The 15,956-nt window shown below is 72.2% G+C and carries 11 protein-coding genes; 5 read left to right on the top strand and 6 right to left on the bottom strand.

Translation table 11 applies throughout. From position 1 onward, the window contains the following. The first annotated feature begins 129 nt into the window (after nucleotides 1-129). The 4 genes from BLW78_RS06335 (at nucleotide 130) to BLW78_RS06320 (ending at nucleotide 5,935) form a co-directional block, all read left to right on the top strand. The gene (locus tag BLW78_RS06335) at nucleotides 130-1,980 is read left to right on the top strand and encodes an NADPH-dependent assimilatory sulfite reductase hemoprotein subunit (protein WP_091677654.1); all 1,851 of its coding nucleotides are present in this window, start codon (nucleotides 130-132) and stop codon (nucleotides 1,978-1,980) included. A gap of 403 nt (nucleotides 1,981-2,383) precedes the next feature. Continuing rightward, on the top strand, nucleotides 2,384-2,683 hold the full coding sequence (locus BLW78_RS06330) for a hypothetical protein (RefSeq protein WP_091677652.1): 300 nt from the start codon (nucleotides 2,384-2,386) through the stop codon (nucleotides 2,681-2,683). Then, nucleotides 2,680-3,318 (top strand): TetR/AcrR family transcriptional regulator, encoded by a 639-nt coding sequence (locus BLW78_RS06325; protein ID WP_091677649.1) that lies wholly within the window; start codon nucleotides 2,680-2,682, stop codon nucleotides 3,316-3,318. The genes BLW78_RS06330 and BLW78_RS06325 overlap by 4 nt, the downstream gene beginning before the upstream one ends. Before the next feature lie 436 nt (nucleotides 3,319-3,754). After that, on the top strand, nucleotides 3,755-5,935 hold the full coding sequence (locus BLW78_RS06320) for a TonB-dependent siderophore receptor (protein WP_091677647.1): 2,181 nt from the start codon (nucleotides 3,755-3,757) through the stop codon (nucleotides 5,933-5,935). Nucleotides 5,936-5,990: 55 nt separating this feature from the next. On the opposite strand, the gene BLW78_RS06315 is transcribed toward BLW78_RS06320, so the two are convergent. The 6 genes from BLW78_RS06315 to BLW78_RS06290 all read right to left on the bottom strand — a co-directional run bounded on the left by BLW78_RS06315 (nucleotide 5,991) and on the right by BLW78_RS06290 (nucleotide 12,869). After that, entirely contained in the window at nucleotides 5,991-7,187 is a 1,197-nt protein-coding gene (locus BLW78_RS06315) for a PepSY-associated TM helix domain-containing protein (protein WP_091677644.1), read from the bottom strand. Between the two features lie 93 nt (nucleotides 7,188-7,280). Continuing rightward, a complete protein-coding gene (gene garD, locus BLW78_RS06310) occupies nucleotides 7,281-8,873 on the bottom strand; it encodes a galactarate dehydratase (RefSeq protein WP_091677641.1) in 1,593 nt (530 codons plus the stop codon). A gap of 44 nt (nucleotides 8,874-8,917) precedes the next feature. Further along, entirely contained in the window at nucleotides 8,918-9,805 is an 888-nt protein-coding gene (locus tag BLW78_RS06305) for a 2-hydroxy-3-oxopropionate reductase (RefSeq protein ID WP_091677639.1), read from the bottom strand. A gap of 22 nt (nucleotides 9,806-9,827) precedes the next feature. Further along, nucleotides 9,828-10,592, bottom strand: coding sequence for an HpcH/HpaI aldolase family protein (locus tag BLW78_RS06300; protein ID WP_091677636.1), 765 nt, complete (start codon nucleotides 10,590-10,592; stop codon nucleotides 9,828-9,830). Nucleotides 10,593-10,722: 130 nt separating this feature from the next. Beyond that, the gene (locus tag BLW78_RS06295; RefSeq protein WP_020093196.1) at nucleotides 10,723-11,613 is read right to left on the bottom strand and encodes a LysR family transcriptional regulator; all 891 of its coding nucleotides are present in this window, start codon (nucleotides 11,611-11,613) and stop codon (nucleotides 10,723-10,725) included. 122 nt (nucleotides 11,614-11,735) lie between these two features. Further along, the gene (locus tag BLW78_RS06290) at nucleotides 11,736-12,869 is read right to left on the bottom strand and encodes a branched-chain amino acid ABC transporter substrate-binding protein (protein WP_091677634.1); all 1,134 of its coding nucleotides are present in this window, start codon (nucleotides 12,867-12,869) and stop codon (nucleotides 11,736-11,738) included. 348 nt (nucleotides 12,870-13,217) lie between these two features. On the opposite strand from BLW78_RS06290, the gene BLW78_RS06285 reads away from it, so the two are divergent. Further along, a complete protein-coding gene (locus BLW78_RS06285) occupies nucleotides 13,218-15,935 on the top strand; it encodes an MGH1-like glycoside hydrolase domain-containing protein (protein WP_244526804.1) in 2,718 nt (905 codons plus the stop codon). The last annotated feature ends 21 nt before the right edge of the window (nucleotides 15,936-15,956 follow it).

Raw genomic sequence — 15,956 nt, 5'->3', positions numbered from 1 at the left:
ACCCTCTCCCGCCGGGGAGAGGGGGACCGTCGCGGATCCCGCCCCTTCCGTGAACCGGCGCGCGCTCCGCTCGACACCCACCCCTGACGCGGGGGCTGGGAGACGCGTTCAGACAGACGGATTCACCCCATGGACGACCACAGCCCCCGCGACGCCGCCGAGACCCCGGCCCCCGGCCCGACCACCGCCCCGGCCAAGCGCGTCTACGAGACCCCGCCGACGACGCGCCCGATCACGGATGCCGAGGCCGCGCGCGCGGAGAAGCTCGCGGCGAACGAGCACATCAAGATCGCCAGCGGCTACCTCCGCGGCACCCTGGCGGACGGCCTCCTCAAGCACGCCACCGGGGCGATCTCGGAGGATGACGGGCAGCTCGTGAAGTTCCACGGGATGTACCTGCAGGACGACCGCGACCTGCGCCCCGAGCGGACCAAGAAGAAGCTCGACAAGGCCTACAGCTTCATGATCCGCCTGCGCATCGCCGGCGGCGTCATCACCCCGAAGCAGTGGCTGATCCTCGACGACATCGCCCGGACCTACGCGGGCGGGGCGCTGCGCGCGACCACGCGCCAGACCTTCCAGTACCACGGCGTGATCAAGTCGAACCTGAAGCGCACGATGGCCGCCATCGACGGCGCGCTGCTCGACACGATCGCGGCCTGCGGCGACGTCAACCGCAACGTCATGGCGGCGACGAACCCCGCTCAGACCGGCGCCCACAAGGCCGCCTACCAGCTCGCCAAGGACATCTCCGACTCGCTGCTGCCCAAGACCAGCGCGTGGCGGGAGATCTGGCTCGACGGCGAGCGCGTGGTCGGCGGCGAGGAGGAGGCCGAGGTCGAGCCGGTCTACGGCCGGACCTACCTGCCGCGGAAGTTCAAGACCGTCGTGGCGGTGCCGCCCTCCAACGAGGTCGACATCTTCGCCCACGACCTCGGCTTCATCGCGATCCTCGACAAGAAGAACCAGGTTACCGGCTGGAACGTGACGGTGGGCGGCGGCATGGGCATGACCCACGGCGAGCCCGACACCTTCCCGCGCACCGCCGACGTGATGGGCTTCGTGAAGCCCGAGGACGCCCTGAAGGTCGCCGAGGCGGTGATGACCGTCCAGCGCGACTGGGGCAACCGCAAGAACCGCAAGAACGCCCGGCTCAAGTACACGATCGAGCGCTACGGCCTCGACGCCTTCCGGGCCGAGGTCGAGAAGCGCGCCGGCAAGAAGCTCGGCGCGCCCAAGCCCTTCACCTTCACGGGCAACGGCGACCGCTACGGCTGGGTCGAGGGCGACGACGGCCGCCACCACCTGACCCTCTACGTGCCCTCGGGCCGGATCAAGGACATCGAGGGCGGCGCGCAGTTCCTCTCGGGCCTGCGCCGCATCGCCGAGGTGCATCAGGGCGATTTCCGCCTCACCGGCAACCAGAACGTCATCATCGCCAACGTCCCGGCCGAGAAGCGCGCCGAGATCGACGCGCTGGTCGACGAGTACGGCCTGACCCGGGGCGCGAGCGCGCTGCGGCGCAGCTCGATCGCCTGCGTGGCCCTGCCGACCTGCGGCCTCGCGCTCGCCGAGAGCGAGCGCTACCTGCCGGACCTGATGACCGAGCTGGAGGAGAGCCTCGCGTCCCACGGGCTCGCCGAGGAGGAGATCACGATCCGCTCCACCGGCTGCCCGAACGGCTGCGCCCGGCCGTTCATCTCGGAGATCGGCCTCGTCGGCCGCGGCCCCGAGCGCTACCACCTCTACCTGGGCGCCGCCCATGACGGCTCGCGGCTCAGCAAGCTCTACCGGGAGGACGTGGCGGCCTCCGAGATCCGCGACACCCTCGACCCGCTCTTCGCCGACTACGCGAAGGGCCGGCAGCCGGGCGAGCATTTCGGCGACTACCTGATCCGCGCCGGCCACGTGGCGCGGACCACCAACGGCCCGGACTTCCACGAGCGGACCGGCGCCCTCAAGCCGGCCACGCTCGGCTGACGAAAGGCCGCGCGCGTCCGGGACGGCGCTTCCGGACGCGCCGGGACCGCGAGGCCGCGGCGGCAGGGTCGCGGGCAGGGTTGCGGAATGCGGGTCGCGGCCCGGCCCCGCCCTGACCGGAGCCGCGCGCCGATCCCGGGCGGCCGGGCCGCGGCGCGAGGGATCCGAGCCCCGGAGGAACTCCCCGCCCATGCGTGGATCCGGACGGCCGTTCCGAGAAAACCGGAACCGCCGCCGGAGACCCGGCCGCGCTCGCGCCGGCACGCCCGGTAGATCCCCGCCCTCGCATATCCCCGTCCCAGCGGTGCGCTGTCGTCGCAACCCATCGCCCCCGATGAGAATGAACGTTCATTGACATGAGAATGAACGTTCATTATAAGGGTGGGGCAAACAGGAGCGCGCGATGGCTCTCACCCTCGAAGGCCGCTGGTCCGATCTCGATGCCGAGCGTTTCGGCGCCCGCGGCCCTGGCGCCCTCGCCCTCGTCCGCGCCGTCTGCACCCCCGCCAACCTGACCTTCGGCGCCGTCCTGGCCCTCGCCTGGCTGGCCCTGATCAACTGGACGGGCGCCGGCCCGGACGGCTGGCAGGCCCGGATCTGCGCGGACCTGCATCAGGGACCGCAATCCTGCGCGGTCGCCAGCCTGGGCAAGGACCAGAGCCGCGTCGCCCCGGTCGCCGTCACGGCGCAGCCGAGATCGTGACCGTCGCGGCGGACAGGAGGGCCGAGGCCCGCGGCGACCCGTCCGCCCGGCGCGCGCACATCCTCGACGCCGCCGAGGCCTGTTTCGCGCGCAACGGCTTCCATCGCACCACCATGCAGGACCTCGCCCGCGAGGCCGCGATGAGTCCGGGCAACTTCTACCGCTACTTCGAATCCAAGGAGGCCCTGGTCCTCGGGCTGGTGGAGCGCGAGCGCGAGCGCGGCACGCTCCTGGTCGCCGAGATGGAGGGCAGCGGCGATCCGCGCGGGACGTTGCTGGGCATCATCGCCCGCTACTTCGCGTCGATCACCCGCGAGGCCGCGACCCTGCGGGTGGAGATCTGGTCGGAATCGACCCGCAACCCGGACATCGCCGCCATGACGGCGCGGACCGAGGCGGAGAGCCGCGACTGGTTCGTGGCGACCCTGGCGGCGCTCGCCACCGCGCCGGGATGCGATCCGGCCGGGCTCTACGCCCTGCTCGCGCCGCTGATGAAGGGGATCGTCGTCGGCCGGGCCGCGCTGCCCGACTACGACGTCGCCGCGGCGATCGCCCAGCTCCACGCGCTCCTCGACGCCGGGCTCGACGGTCGCCTGCCGGCCCCGGCGCTCGCGGGCCGACACGCCGGCCGCTGATCCCGGCACCGCGGCCGCCGCGCCCCCGGGACGCACCGGCGGCGCGCCGGTCGAACCGCCATCGACGATCGCGCGTCGGACACGGCGCGCGGTACGCCGGCCGGTCCGCGTTTCCCCCCTCGCGCGGGCCGGCCGGCCGTTCTCCCGGGCGATCCCGCGCGATCACGCCCGGTCCCCTGACAGACGCGGCGGCGTGAGTCGGCCCGCGGCCCGGGAATCAGCCGGTTGCGAAGGCCACGCATTACACACTCTGTAGTTGGCATCTTTGAATGATTTCAAAGCATTGCCCCTCAAATCGTGCCTTCCGCGCCACATCCGGGCAGAGGATGCGCGCGTCACCCGCGGCTTTCCGGATCGGCGTTGAGAAAGGACGGCGTTTGCACTCTAGAAACACCGCACCGCGTCGATACGTCGCTCTTGAGAACGATTTTAAATCATGCACGCCGCCCGGATCGACGCCGTCGATCGCATCAAATACTGCCGGTCGCGCCTGAATATCTGCAGCACCGGACTCGCGACGTCGCTCCTCCTGCTCGCGCCGACGGAGATCCGCGCGCAATCCGACCCGGCCGCCGACGAGGTCGTGCTCTCCGAACTCAGCGTTGCGGGCACGGGCCCGGTCAGCGAGCGGGCCGACGGTCCCGTCACCGGCTATCGGGCGACGCGCTCGGCGACCGCCACGCGCACCGACACGCCGGTGCGCGACTCGCCGCAATCGATCAACGTCGTGTCCCGCTCGGTGATCACCGATCAGCAGGACCTGCGGCTGACCGATGCCGTGACCAACGTCAGCAACGTGGTTCTCGGCAGCACCATCCAGGGACGATCGCAGAACTACCTGATCCGCGGCTTCTCCACGCAGGTCTTCGCCGTCGACGGCGTGCTGGTCGATCCGGCCATCAATTTCTACCCGGTCACACGGGACCTCGTGGACGCCGAGCGCGTCGAGGTGATCAAGGGGCCGGCCTCCGTGCTGTTCGGCCGGGGCGACCCCGGCGGCGTCATCAACATCGTGACCCGCCGGCCCACCTTCGAGCCCACGGCCGACGCGAGCGTGCAGGGCGGCAGCTTCGGCTTCCGGCGCTTCCAGGGCTCCGTGTCGAGCGCGCTGCCCGCCGTCGAGGGCCTCGCCGCGCGTCTCAGCTTCGCCGCCCAGGAGGATCCGACCTTCCGCAATTACGGCGGCGACACGAACCGGCGCGTCTTCGTGGCGCCGGCCTTCAGCTGGACGCCGAGCGCCGACACCCGGGTCTACGTGAACTCGGAATTCACCAACCAGCACACCCAGTACGACGAGGGGCTGGTGGCCTTCCGCGGCCGCGTCCCGCTCGACAACATCGGCCGGTTCTACGGTGAGCCGTCCTCGCGCTACTTCGGCGCGTTCAACACGATCACCATGCGGGCCGAGCACGACGTCAACGAGAACCTGACGCTCCGGCAGGTCATCGCCGGGCAATGGGGCACGTTCGACGTGTTCGCCGCCCGTGCCCTATCGGTCAACAATGCCGGCACGCTGCTGAGCCGGCGCGAAGCCACGGTCAACTCGCGCTTCGCCGCGGTCGACAGCCAGACCGAGGCCGTGATGAAGTTCGACACCTTCGGCTTCGCCCATACGGCGCTCCTCGGGTTCGAGTACTCGAACGGCTTCCGCCACGCCTTCTCCCAGCAGGGCAACCTCGCCCCGGTCAGCTTCCTCAACCCGATGTTCGGCGCGGCCTTCCAGCCGCTCCAGTTCCAGGCCGACCTGAAGCAGAAGCTGGAGGTGTTCGGGCTCTACGTCCAGGACCAGATCGTGCTGGCGCCGGGCCTGCAGCTCGTCGTCGGGGCCCGGTTCGATATCGGCAGCCAGTACTATTTCAACCGGCAGCCGGCCTCGCGGACCCAGCCGCCCGAGCAGACCCTGTTCGGCGCCTCGCCGCGGGTCGGGCTGATCTACCGGCCATTCGAGCCGCTGACCTTCTACGCGAGCTACGCCACGTCGTTCCTGCCGCAGACCGCCAGCGTGCTGAACGTGGCGAGCCCCCCGCCCAGCACGGGCGAGCAGGTCGAGGCCGGCACCCGGGTCGATCTCACGCCCGGCCTGACCCTGAGCGCGGCCGCCTTCCAGATCGTCCGGGACAACGTCGCGGCCACCGACCCGCGCAATCCCACCTTCTCGGTCATCACCGGCCAGCAGCGGTCGCGGGGTGTCGAGGCCGACCTGGCCGGCGAGATCCTGCCCGGCTGGAGCATCATCGGCAGTGTCGGCCTGATCGACGCGCGGATCACCAAGGACACGACCTTCGCGGTCGGCAACCGGCTCACCGGCGTGCCGGTGTTCAGCGGCAGCCTGTGGACGACCTACGCGTTCCAGGACGGCCCGCTGCGCGGGCTCGGGCTCGGCTTCGGCGTCACCCATGTCGGCCGACGCTACGGCGACCTCGACAACAGCTTCACCGTGGGCGCCTACAACCGGCTCGACGCGCTCGTGTACTACGATTTCGACGCCCACTGGCGCCTGTCGGTGAACATGCGCAACCTGACGAACGCGCGCTACATCGAGGCGCCGACCAACGCGACCAACAACACCCCCGGGGCGCCGTTCACGGTGCTGGCGACGATCACCGCCCGGCTCTGACGGGCGGGCCGCATCGCCCGAGCGGCCGGGCCGTCGCCCCGCCGGAGGCCCGCCGTCAGGGGCTCGCCGTGCGGACCGCGCCCGCCGGCGCCCCGGCCGCGACGGTCCTGCGGCGGGCGCCGGCGCGGCGGCGCAGGACGTAGAGCGTCAGGCCGGTCGCCGCGAAGCCCGGCATGGCCAGCGCCGCGAGGCAGAACAGCAGCGCGACGAGGTCGCCGAAGAAGCGGCCGCGATGCACCTCCAGGACGTTGTCCAGGAGGCGCCGGCCCAGCGGCGCGTCGGCGGCCCGCTCGGAGGCCAGCAGCGCGCCCGTGGCGGGATCGTAGCGGATCTCGTTGCGGGCGCTCGGCGCGTCGACGCCCTTCGGCAGCCAGCGGATGCGGATCGCCTTCGTGTCGGCGCCCGGCAGGGTCAGGACCGCCGTCCCGGCCTCCGCGCCGGTCCGCGCCCGGAAATCCGCCCAGGCGCGGTCGACGGCCGCGCCGTCGGCGGCGGGATCGGCCGGTTTTCCGGCGGCCCTGCGGCCGGCCGGCTTCGCGGCGTCGGGGGCGCCCACGAGCAGACGCGCCGCGCCGTCCTTGAACCACGGGTAGGACCACGTCAGGCCGCTCAGCGCGATGACCAGGTAGACCGGCAGGAGCCAGGTCCCGACCACGGCGTGCAGCGACCACCAGCGCGGCCGGCCGGGCCGCGACAGGGCCGGCTTCAGCCAGATCCGCCAGCGGTGGATCCGGGGCCAGCGCAGGTAGAGGCCGGTCGCCAGGAAGGCCAGCAGCGCCAGGGTGCAGGCGCCCGTCACGGTGCGGCCCCAGCCCTTGGACCCGCCGGGTAGCAGCAGCCAGCGGTGCAGGTCCCGCACCGTCGTGAAGGCGCCCTCCAGCCGCACCGGGCCGAGCAGCGCGCCGTCGTAGGGGTCGGCGTAGGCGGCGGGCGGCCGCGCGCGGGTCTCGGGGTCGCGGGCGAAGCGGACGTGGACGCTCGCGCGCGGGTCGTCCGACAGGGTCAGCACGTTGGCGACGCGGCCGCCCGCCTGCGCGTCGATCCGCGCCGCCAGCGCCGCGGGGGGCAGCGCCGTCCGCCCGGCGGGCGCGACCTCGAGCCGGTCGCGGTTGGCGAAGGCGGTGACCGCCTCCTCGTAGCTCATCAGCGCCCCGGTCAGGCCCATCAGGGCGAGGACGAGGCCGGCGGTGAGGCCGAGCGCCCAGTGCAGGCGGAAGAGCAGGGTCCGGAGGGAGGGAATCGGCAGCGTCATGGCGGTGCCGGCTGCCTAGCAGAGTCCGGCCACGCTGACGACGCGGCGGGACGCATGCCCCGCCCGACCGTCCGGCCGTCCCGCCGGTGAGTCTCAGGTGATCGGCGCGGGGTTGAACAGGGTCAGGTCGTTGAACAGCCCCCACCGGTCCGACCAGGGGCGCTTGCGCCCGCTCGCCACGTCGAGGATCAGGTGGAACAGCTCCCAGCCGACCTCCTCGATCGTCGCCGCGCCGGTGGCGATGCGGCCGGCGTCGAGGTCGATCAGGTCGGACCAGCGCTCGGCCAGCTCCGTGCGGGTGGCGACCTTGATCACCGGCGCCTGACTGAGGCCGTAGGGCGTGCCGCGGCCGGTGGAGAACACCTGCAGGGTGATGCCCGAGGCGAGCTGCAGCGTGCCGCAGACGAAGTCGCTCGCCGGCGTCGCGGCGAAGATCAGGCCTTTTTCGCGCACGCGCTCGCCGGGGGCCAGCACCCCGGAAATGGCGCTGGTGCCGGACTTGGCGACCGAGCCCAGCGCCTTCTCGACGATGTTGTTGAGCCCGCCCTTCTTGTTGCCCGGCGACGGGTTGGCCCGGCGGTCGGCCTCGCCCTTGGCGAGGTAGGCGTCGTACCACGCCATCTCGCGGACCAGCGCCGCGGCGACCTCCGGGCTCTTCGCCCGGGGGGTGAGCAGGTGGATCGCGTCGCGCACCTCCGTCACCTCGGAGAACATCACGGTGGCGCCGCAGCGGACCAGCAGGTCGGCCGCGAAGCCGAGCGCCGGGTTGGCGGTGACGCCCGAGAACGCGTCGCTGCCGCCGCATTGCAGGCCGACGACCAGCTCGGAGGCCGGGCAGGTCTCGCGGGTCCGGCGGTTCAGCACCTCCAGGCGGGCCTCCGCCATGGTCAGGATGCTGTCGATCATGGCCGAGAAGCCGCGGTGGCGCTCGTCCTGCAGCCGCACCACCCCGTCGCCGGCCGCGCCGCTGTCGGGCAGGAGCCGCTCCGAGACGAGCTTCTCGCAGCCGAGGCCGACGACCATGACCTCGCCGCCGAAATTCGGGTTCTGCGCGAGGCTCTGGAGCGTCCGGATCGGCACCACCGCCTCGGGGGCGTTGATGGCGACGCCGCAGCCGTAGGCGTGGGTCAGGCCGACCACGTCGTCGACGTTGGGGAAGCGCGGCAGCAGCTCCTGCTTGATCCGCCGGATCGCCACGTCGAGGGTGCCGGCGACGCACTGCACGCTGATCGAGATCGCCAGGATGTTCTTGGTGCCCACCGACCCGTCCGGGTTGCGGTAGCCCTCGAAGGTGTAGCCCTCGAGCGGGGGCAGGGGGGCCGGCACGCGGGTGGCCATCTCCAGGGCGTCGAGGGCGGGGGCGACCGGCGTCGCGACGCGGGATTCCTCCACCCAGGCGCCCCGCGGGATCGGTTGCGTGGCGATGCCCACAACCTCGCCGTAGCGGCGGACCTCGCCGCCTTCCGGGATGTCGGTGAGCGCCACCTTGTGGCCCTGCGGCACGAACTCGACGAGCTCCAGCCCGTCCGGGAAGACCGTGCCGGCCGGCAGCCCGAAGGCGTTGACCACGATCGCGACGTTGTCGCCGTCGCTCAGGCGGATCGTGCGCGGCACGTCGCCGGCGGCCCCTCCGGCCCCGGCGCCGGCCGGGTGCGGGCGGGTCGGGGCTTCGATCTCGGCCTGCATCGGATGCTCCTTCCGTCTCGCGCCCGTCCGGGCTCCTGTCGGGATCAGGCGGCGTCGCCGACCGCGTGGTTGGCCAGGGCCTCCAGGGCCTTCACCATGGCGGAGTGGTCCCAGGCCGCGCCGCCCTGGGCCACGCAGGCCGAGAACAGCTGCTGCGCCAGCGCCGTGGCGGGCAGGCTGAGGCCGAGCGTCCGGGCGTTGTCCAGGGCTAGGTTCAGGTCCTTCTGGTGCAGGCCGATGCGGAAGCCGGGATCGAAGGTCCGCTCGATCATCCGCGCGCCGTGCAGCTCCAGGATCCGCGAGGTGGCCAGCCCGCCGGTGATCGCCTGCCGCACCTTGGCGGGATCGGCGCCGGCCTTCGAGGCGAAGAGCAGCCCCTCGGCCACCGCCTCGATGGTCAGGGCGACGATGATCTGGTTGGCGACCTTGGCCACCTGTCCGGACCCGACCGGGCCGACATGCGTGACCGTCTTGCCCATCGCGGCGAACAGGGGCTCGGCGCGCGCGAAGGTCCCGGCCTCGCCGCCGACCATGATCGAGAGCGCGGCGTTCTTGGCCCCGACCTCGCCACCGGAGACCGGCGCGTCGAGATAGGCGCCGCCCCGCTCGGCGATCCGGGCGGCGAAATCCTTGGTGGCGAGCGGCGCGATCGAGCTCATGTCGATCACGGTCTTGCCGGGCGACAGCCCCTCGGCGACGCCGCCCGCGCCGAACAGGACCCGCTCCACGTCCGGGGTGTCGGGCAGCATCAGGATGATCGTGTCGGCGCGCTCGGCGACCTCGGCGGCGGTGGCGCAGGCGGTGCCGCCCGCCGCGAGCAGGGCCTCGGGCACGCTGCGCCGGGTCTTGAGGAACAGGCTGTGGCCCGCCGCGATCAGGTGTCCGGCCATGGGCGTGCCCATGATGCCGAGGCCGATGAATCCGATGTTCATGGGTACGATCCCGTTGCGGAACTCAGGCGCGGAAGCGGGCGGCGAGCGCCTCGGAGCTGCGGGCGAGCAGCCCCATATCGGAGCCCACCGCGGTGAAGCGGGTGCCGGCCGCGATGTAGCGGCGGGCCAGCTCCTCGCTCGGCGTGAGGATGCCGGCCTGCTTGCCGGCCCGGACGATCCGGGCGACCGCCGCCTCGATGGTGGCGACCACCTCCGGGTGGCCCTGCTGGCCGACATAGCCGAGGCTGGTCGAGAGGTCGCCGGGCCCGATGAACACGCCGTCCACGCCCTCCACGGCGGCGATCGCGTCCAGATTGTCGAGGGCGCGACGGGACTCGACCTGCACCGCCACGAAGATCTCGGCCTCGCAGCGGGTGTGGTAGTCCTTGATCCGGCCGAACCGGGCGGCGCGGGGCGCCTGCGAGAAGCCGCGGATGCCGCGGGGCGCGTAGCGCGTCGCCGCGACCACGCGGGCGGCCTGCGCGGCGTCGTCGATGTTGGGGATCATCAGCGACTGGGCGCCGGCGTCGAGGATCCGCTTGATGGTGATCGGGTCGTCGCTCGGCACCCGCACCATCGGGTGCGTGTCCCCCTCCATCATCGCCTGGAGCTGGGCGTAGATGTCCCGGAGGTCGTTGGCCGAGTGCTCCATGTCGAGGAGCAGCCAGTCGAACCCGGCCCCGGCGACCACCTCGGTGGAAATGGGGCTGGCGAGGCTGCACCACAGGCCGATCTGCTGGCGCCCCTCGGCGAGGGCCGCCTTGAAGCGGTTGGTGAGGCTGTCCATCACGATCCTCCCTGGGGGCGTCGCGGCGTCTGCGCGCCGTCCGCCCCATCACGCGCAGCCTTCCGCCGCGAGGTCAAAGCCAAACACTGGATCGATCGATGCAGATCGCGCATCGATCGACCGTGCGGGCTCACGCGGGCGGCATCTCGGCCACGATCGAGACAAGCTGGGCGATGAGCGGGTCGTCCGCGTCGCGCCGCCACGCGAGGAGCAACTCCACCGGGCGCGGCGCCGGCAGAACGAGGGGGCGGAACACCACGCCCTCGAAGCGCAGGCGCTCGGCGGCGGCCGGCACCAGGGCGATGCCGAGCGCCGCCCGGACCAGGGCCAGGATGGAGTGGATCTGCGTGAGCTGCTGGACCGTCGGGGGCCGGATCTCGGCCTCGGCGAGCAGGCCCAGGACGAGGTCGTGGAAGTAGCGCGCCTCGTTGGGCGCGTAGCCGATGAGCGGCTCGCGCCCGAGATCGGCGGGGGTGAGCCCGTCGCGCAGGGCCAGGGGGTTCCCGGCCGGCAGGGCCACCACCAGGGGCTCGGCCAGCGCCCGGACGGCGATCAGGTCCGGGTGCGTCACGGGCGGGCGCACCAGCGCGGCGTCGATCCGACCGGCGAGCAGTTCCTCGATCTGGTCCTTGCTGACCATCTCGCGCAGCGCGAGCGTCACGTCCGGCAGCGCCCGCCGGAACGCGGTGACGAGGCGCGGCAGGAAGTCGTAGGCCGAGGCCGCCGTGAAGCCGAACTTGAGGACGCCCGCGCGCCCCGCCGCGACCTGCCGGGTGACGTGCGTCGCGGTCTCGGCGAGCCGCAGGATGCGCTGCGCCTCGGGCAGGAAGCTGCGGCCGGCGGCGGTCAGCCGGACCGTGCGGCTGGTGCGCTCCAGGAGCTGCACGTCGAGGACGCGCTCCAGGACCTGGATCTGCCGCGACAGCGGCGGCTGCGTCATGTTCAGCCGGGCGGCCGCACGCCCGAAATGCAGCTCCTCCGCCACGGCGGCGAAGCACCGGAGCTGGCTGAAGTCGAACATGAAGGCTCCCTCTCCCGGACCGCGGCGCAGTCGGGCGGGAGCATAAGGCCTTCGCGGCGGCCACGTTGAGATCGCCGCCCTCATCCAATTAGGTAAGGCGGCGGCCTCCGGGCCCGACCGGCCTACGGGGTCACCTCGTGCCCGGCATAGTCGATCCGGCCGTCCGGCCCCTTGGTCCACTCGTAGATGACGTAGTCGGGGCGGGTGAGATCGCCCTTCCCGTCGTAGGCGATCGGGCCGACCACCGTGTCCACCGGCTTGCCCCGGTGCAGCCAGTCGGCGAGCGCCTTGCCGTCGCTGGAGCCGGTCTCGGCCATCGCCTTGGCCAGGACCTGCACGGCCGCGTAGGCGTAGAGCGTGTAGGCCTCGGGATCGATGCCCCGGGCGTTGAACGCCGCCACCACGCCCCTGGCGTTCGGGTTCTTGCGGGCGTCCGGCGCGAAGGTCATCAGGGTCCCGGCCGCGCCCGGGCCGGCGATCTGGACGAATTCCTTGTCGGGGATGGCGTCGCCGCTCATCATGCGGGCGGCGAGGCCCTGATCGCGCATCTGCCGGATGATCAGCCCGGCCTCGGTGTGCACGCCGCCGAAATAGACGACGTCGACGTTGGCGGACTTCATCTTGGAGACGAGCGCCGCGTAATCCTTCTCGCCCGGGTTGATGCCCTCGAACAGCACCTCCTTGCCGCCCTTGGCCTTGAAGGCCTTCAGCGTCTCGTCGGCCAGCCCCTTGCCGTAGGGCGTCTTGTCGTGGACGAAGGCGATCTTCCTGCCCGGGAAGTGCGCGGCCAGGTAGCTGCCCGCCACCGCGCCCTGCTGGTCGTCGCGGCTGCAGGTGCGGAACGTGTTCCACATGCCGCGCTCGGTGAACTTCACGCTCGTGGAGGCCGGCGTGACCTGGATGATGCCGGCGTCGAGGTAGACGTCGGAGGCCGGGATCGTGACGCCGGAATTGTAGTCGCCGACGACCATCTTCACGCCGTCGCTGGCGAACTTGTTGGCCACCGAGACGCCCTGCTTCGGGTCGGAGGCGTCGTCGCCGACCGTGACGGCCAGCGTCGTGCCCTTCAGCGTGCCGGCCCTGTTGATGTCCTCCACCGCCTGGCTCACGCCGTTCCGGATCTGGGCGCCGAAAGCCGCGTTCGGCCCGGTCATGGGCGCGGCGACACCGATCTTCACCGGCGCGCCACCTTCCTGACCCCGCGCCGCGGTCATGAACAGCAGCCCGGCCAGGCCGGCCATCAATAGTCGCGTCATCTTTCCCCCAAGATGTGGCCGGACAGATCGCCGACGAACGCTGAATTCAGATAGATCAACGCGGATCCCCGCGCGTCGAGTCGCAGATCACCCGGCGCGATCCTGTCGCTCACCTTCACCGGGGTCAAGGTTTGGGGGTGGGCCGAGACGGTCACCGGCGCGGGCGCGCGATCGGCCGGCGGGCGCTCACGGAGCCGTGCGGCGGCCCGAAGTCCCGACGGGTCGGGATGGCGCCGATGATGCATCGGGCCGGCGCATCCGCAGCAACCCGCCGTGACCGATGACCGCCTCCCGTCCCCGCCGCACCCCCAGCCCCGGCCGACCGGGCCCGCGTCCGGGACGCGGCTGATGGGGCCGCGCGCGGACGAGGATCGGGACGGGGATCGGGACAGGGATCGGGGCGAGGGTCGAGACGCGTCGGTGGACTGGGCCGAGCGCCGCCGGATCGCCGAGCAGGGACGGGGCGACCGGGCGTGGTCGCTCTGGGGCCCCTATCTCAGCGAGCGGCAATGGGGGACCGTGCGGGAGGATTACAGCCCCTGCGGCAACGCCTGGGCCGCCCTGACGCACGAGGACGCCCGCTCGCGCGCCTATCGCTGGGGCGAGGACGGGCTGGCCGGCATCTGCGACGAGCGCGGCAACCTGTGCCTGGCCCTCGCCCTCTGGAACGGGCGCGACCGCATCCTCAAGGAGCGGCTGTTCGGCCTGACCAACCAGGAGGGCAACCACGGCGAGGACGTGAAGGAGGTCTACCACTACCTCGACGCGGTCCCGAGCCACGCCTACCTGAAGATGCTGTACCGCTACCCGCAGGCGGCTTTCCCCTACGCGGACCTCGTCGACGCGAACGGGCGGCGCGGGCGGGAGCAGCCCGAGTACGAGATCGAGGAGACGGGCGTCTTCGACGGGGACCGGTTCTTCGACGTCACCGTCGAGTACGCCAAGGCCGACGCCGACGACGTCCACGCGGTGATCACCGCGCTGAACCGGGGGCCCGAGCCCGCCGACCTCCACCTCGTCCCGCAGCTCTGGTTCCGCAACACGTGGTCGTGGGAAGCCGGGCAGGCGCGCCCGCGGATCGCCCGCGCGCCCGACGGGGGCGCCGTCTGCACCCACGAGCGGCTCGGGCCGTACCGACTCGCCTTCGACGGGGCGCCGGACCTGCTGTTCTGCGAGAACGACACCAACCTGCGGCGGCACGGCGGGCAGCCGGACGCCGCGGGGCCGTTCAAGGACGGTCTCCACGCGGCGATCGTCGACGGCGATCCCGCTTCGGTGCGCCGGGACGCGGGCACCAAGCTCGGCCTGCACTACGCGCTGCGGCTGGCGCCCGGGGAGACCGCCCGGATCCGCCTGCGGCTGTCGGCGGGCCTGCGCGCCCGGGCCGTCGACGACGGGTCCCTGGTCCGCCGCCGGGTGGCCGAGGCGGACGCGTTCTACGAGGAATTGCAGGACGGCATCGCGAGCGCGGATTCCCGCGCGATCTTCCGCCAGGCCGCCGCCGGCCTGATCTGGTCGAAGCAGCTCTACAGCTACGACGTGCGGCGCTGGCTGGAGGGCGACCCGCTCCAGCCGCCGCCGCCCCGGGGGCGCGCGGGCGGCCGCAACGGCCAGTGGCGCCACTTCGCGGCGGCCGACGTGCTGTCGATGCCCGACACCTGGGAATATCCCTGGTTCGCCGCCTGGGACCTCGCCTTCCACTGCCTGCCGCTCGCCCTGCTGGACCCGGACTTCGCCAAGAAGCAGCTCCTGCTGCTCACCCGCGAATGGTACATGCACCCGAACGGCCAGCTCCCGGCCTACGAGTGGGAGTTCGGCGACGCCAACCCGCCGGTCCACGCCTGGGCCACCTACCGGGTGTTCGAGATCGACCGGGACCGGCGGGGCGGGCGCGGCGACCTCGCCTTCCTGGAAGGCGTGTTCCACAAGCTCCTGATCAACTTCTCCTGGTGGGTGAACCGCAAGGACGCGCAGGGCCGCAACGTGTTCCAGGGGGGCTTCCTGGGGCTCGACAATGTCGGCGTGTTCGACCGCTCGCGCCCGCCCCCGGGCTTCGGGGTGGTGCACCAGGCCGACGGCACCGCCTGGATGGCGATGTACGCGCTCACCATGATGCGCATCGCCCTGGAGCTCGCCCTCCACAACGACGTCTACGAGAGCACCGCCTCCAAGTTCTTCGAGCACTTCCTGCTGATCGCCGAGGCCATGACCGACATGGGCGGGTCGGGCGGGGACGGGCAGGGCTACGGCCTGTGGGACGAGATCGACGAATTCTACTACGACGAGGTCGACATCCCCGGCGGCGGGATGCTGCCGCTGCGGGTCCGCTCGATGGTCGGGCTGGTCCCGCTCTTCGCCGTCGAGGTGATCGAGCCCTCCGTGCTCCACCGGCTGCCGGACTTCGCCCGGCGCCTGAACTGGGTGCTGGAGAACCGGCCCCACCTCGCCCGCCTGGTCTCCCGCTGGACCGAGGGGGGCGTGAAGGACCGCAAGCTGCTGTCGCTGCTGCGCGGCCACCGGATGAAGGCGCTGCTGCGCCGCATGCTCGACGAGGCCGAGTTCCTCTCGCCCTACGGCGTGCGCTCGCTGTCGAAGGTGCACCGCGACGCGCCCTACGTGCTCAACGAGCTCGGTGCCTCCTTCACGGTCCGGTACGACCCGGCCGATTCCACCTCGAACATGTTCGGCGGCAACTCGAACTGGCGCGGCCCGGTCTGGATGCCGATGAACTTCCTCATCGTCGAGGCGCTGCGGCGCTTCCACACCTATTACGGCGACGACTTCCTAGTGGAGTACCCGACGGGCTCGGGCGCGATGCTGACGCTCAGCGCCATCGCGGACGCCCTCGAGGACCGCCTGATCGCGCTGTTCGCCAAGGACGGGACCGGGCGCCGGCCAGCCTTCGGGACCCGGCCGCCGATCGCCCCGGCGCCGGGTGCCGAGGAGGCGCTGCTGTTCCACGAGTTCTTCGACGGGGATACGGGGCGGGGCCTCGGCGCCGCGCACCAGACCGGCTGGACGGCCCTCATCATCAACCTGCTGCGCGACCGGGCACGCCCGCGATAGGCGCGCCCGGCCGGGAGCCGG

Origin of the sequence: Methylobacterium sp. 275MFSha3.1 (assembly GCF_900108435.1) — a bacterium.
In the GTDB taxonomy this organism is placed as follows: Bacteria; Pseudomonadota; Alphaproteobacteria; order Rhizobiales; family Beijerinckiaceae; genus Methylobacterium.
The sequence above is the reverse complement of the archived record's forward strand: the minus strand, read 5'-3'. Positions and strand labels throughout refer to the sequence as shown.

Bases quoted from the DNA above. Each gene is read 5' to 3' on its own strand.
- BLW78_RS06335 (WP_091677654.1), top strand. From the start codon at position 130: ATGGACGACCACAGCCCCCGCGACGCCGCCGAGACCCCGGCCCCCGGC.
- BLW78_RS06330 (WP_091677652.1), top strand. From the start codon at position 2,384: ATGGCTCTCACCCTCGAAGGCCGCTGGTCCGATCTCGATGCCGAGCGT.
- BLW78_RS06320 (WP_091677647.1), top strand. From the start codon at position 3,755: ATGCACGCCGCCCGGATCGACGCCGTCGATCGCATCAAATACTGCCGG.
- BLW78_RS06315 (WP_091677644.1), bottom strand. From the start codon at position 7,187: ATGACGCTGCCGATTCCCTCCCTCCGGACCCTGCTCTTCCGCCTGCAC.
- garD (WP_091677641.1), bottom strand. From the start codon at position 8,873: ATGCAGGCCGAGATCGAAGCCCCGACCCGCCCGCACCCGGCCGGCGCC.
- BLW78_RS06305 (WP_091677639.1), bottom strand. From the start codon at position 9,805: ATGAACATCGGATTCATCGGCCTCGGCATCATGGGCACGCCCATGGCC.
- BLW78_RS06300 (WP_091677636.1), bottom strand. From the start codon at position 10,592: ATGGACAGCCTCACCAACCGCTTCAAGGCGGCCCTCGCCGAGGGGCGC.
- BLW78_RS06295 (WP_020093196.1), bottom strand. From the start codon at position 11,613: ATGTTCGACTTCAGCCAGCTCCGGTGCTTCGCCGCCGTGGCGGAGGAG.
- BLW78_RS06290 (WP_091677634.1), bottom strand. From the start codon at position 12,869: ATGACGCGACTATTGATGGCCGGCCTGGCCGGGCTGCTGTTCATGACC.
- BLW78_RS06285 (WP_244526804.1), top strand. From the start codon at position 13,218: ATGGGGCCGCGCGCGGACGAGGATCGGGACGGGGATCGGGACAGGGAT.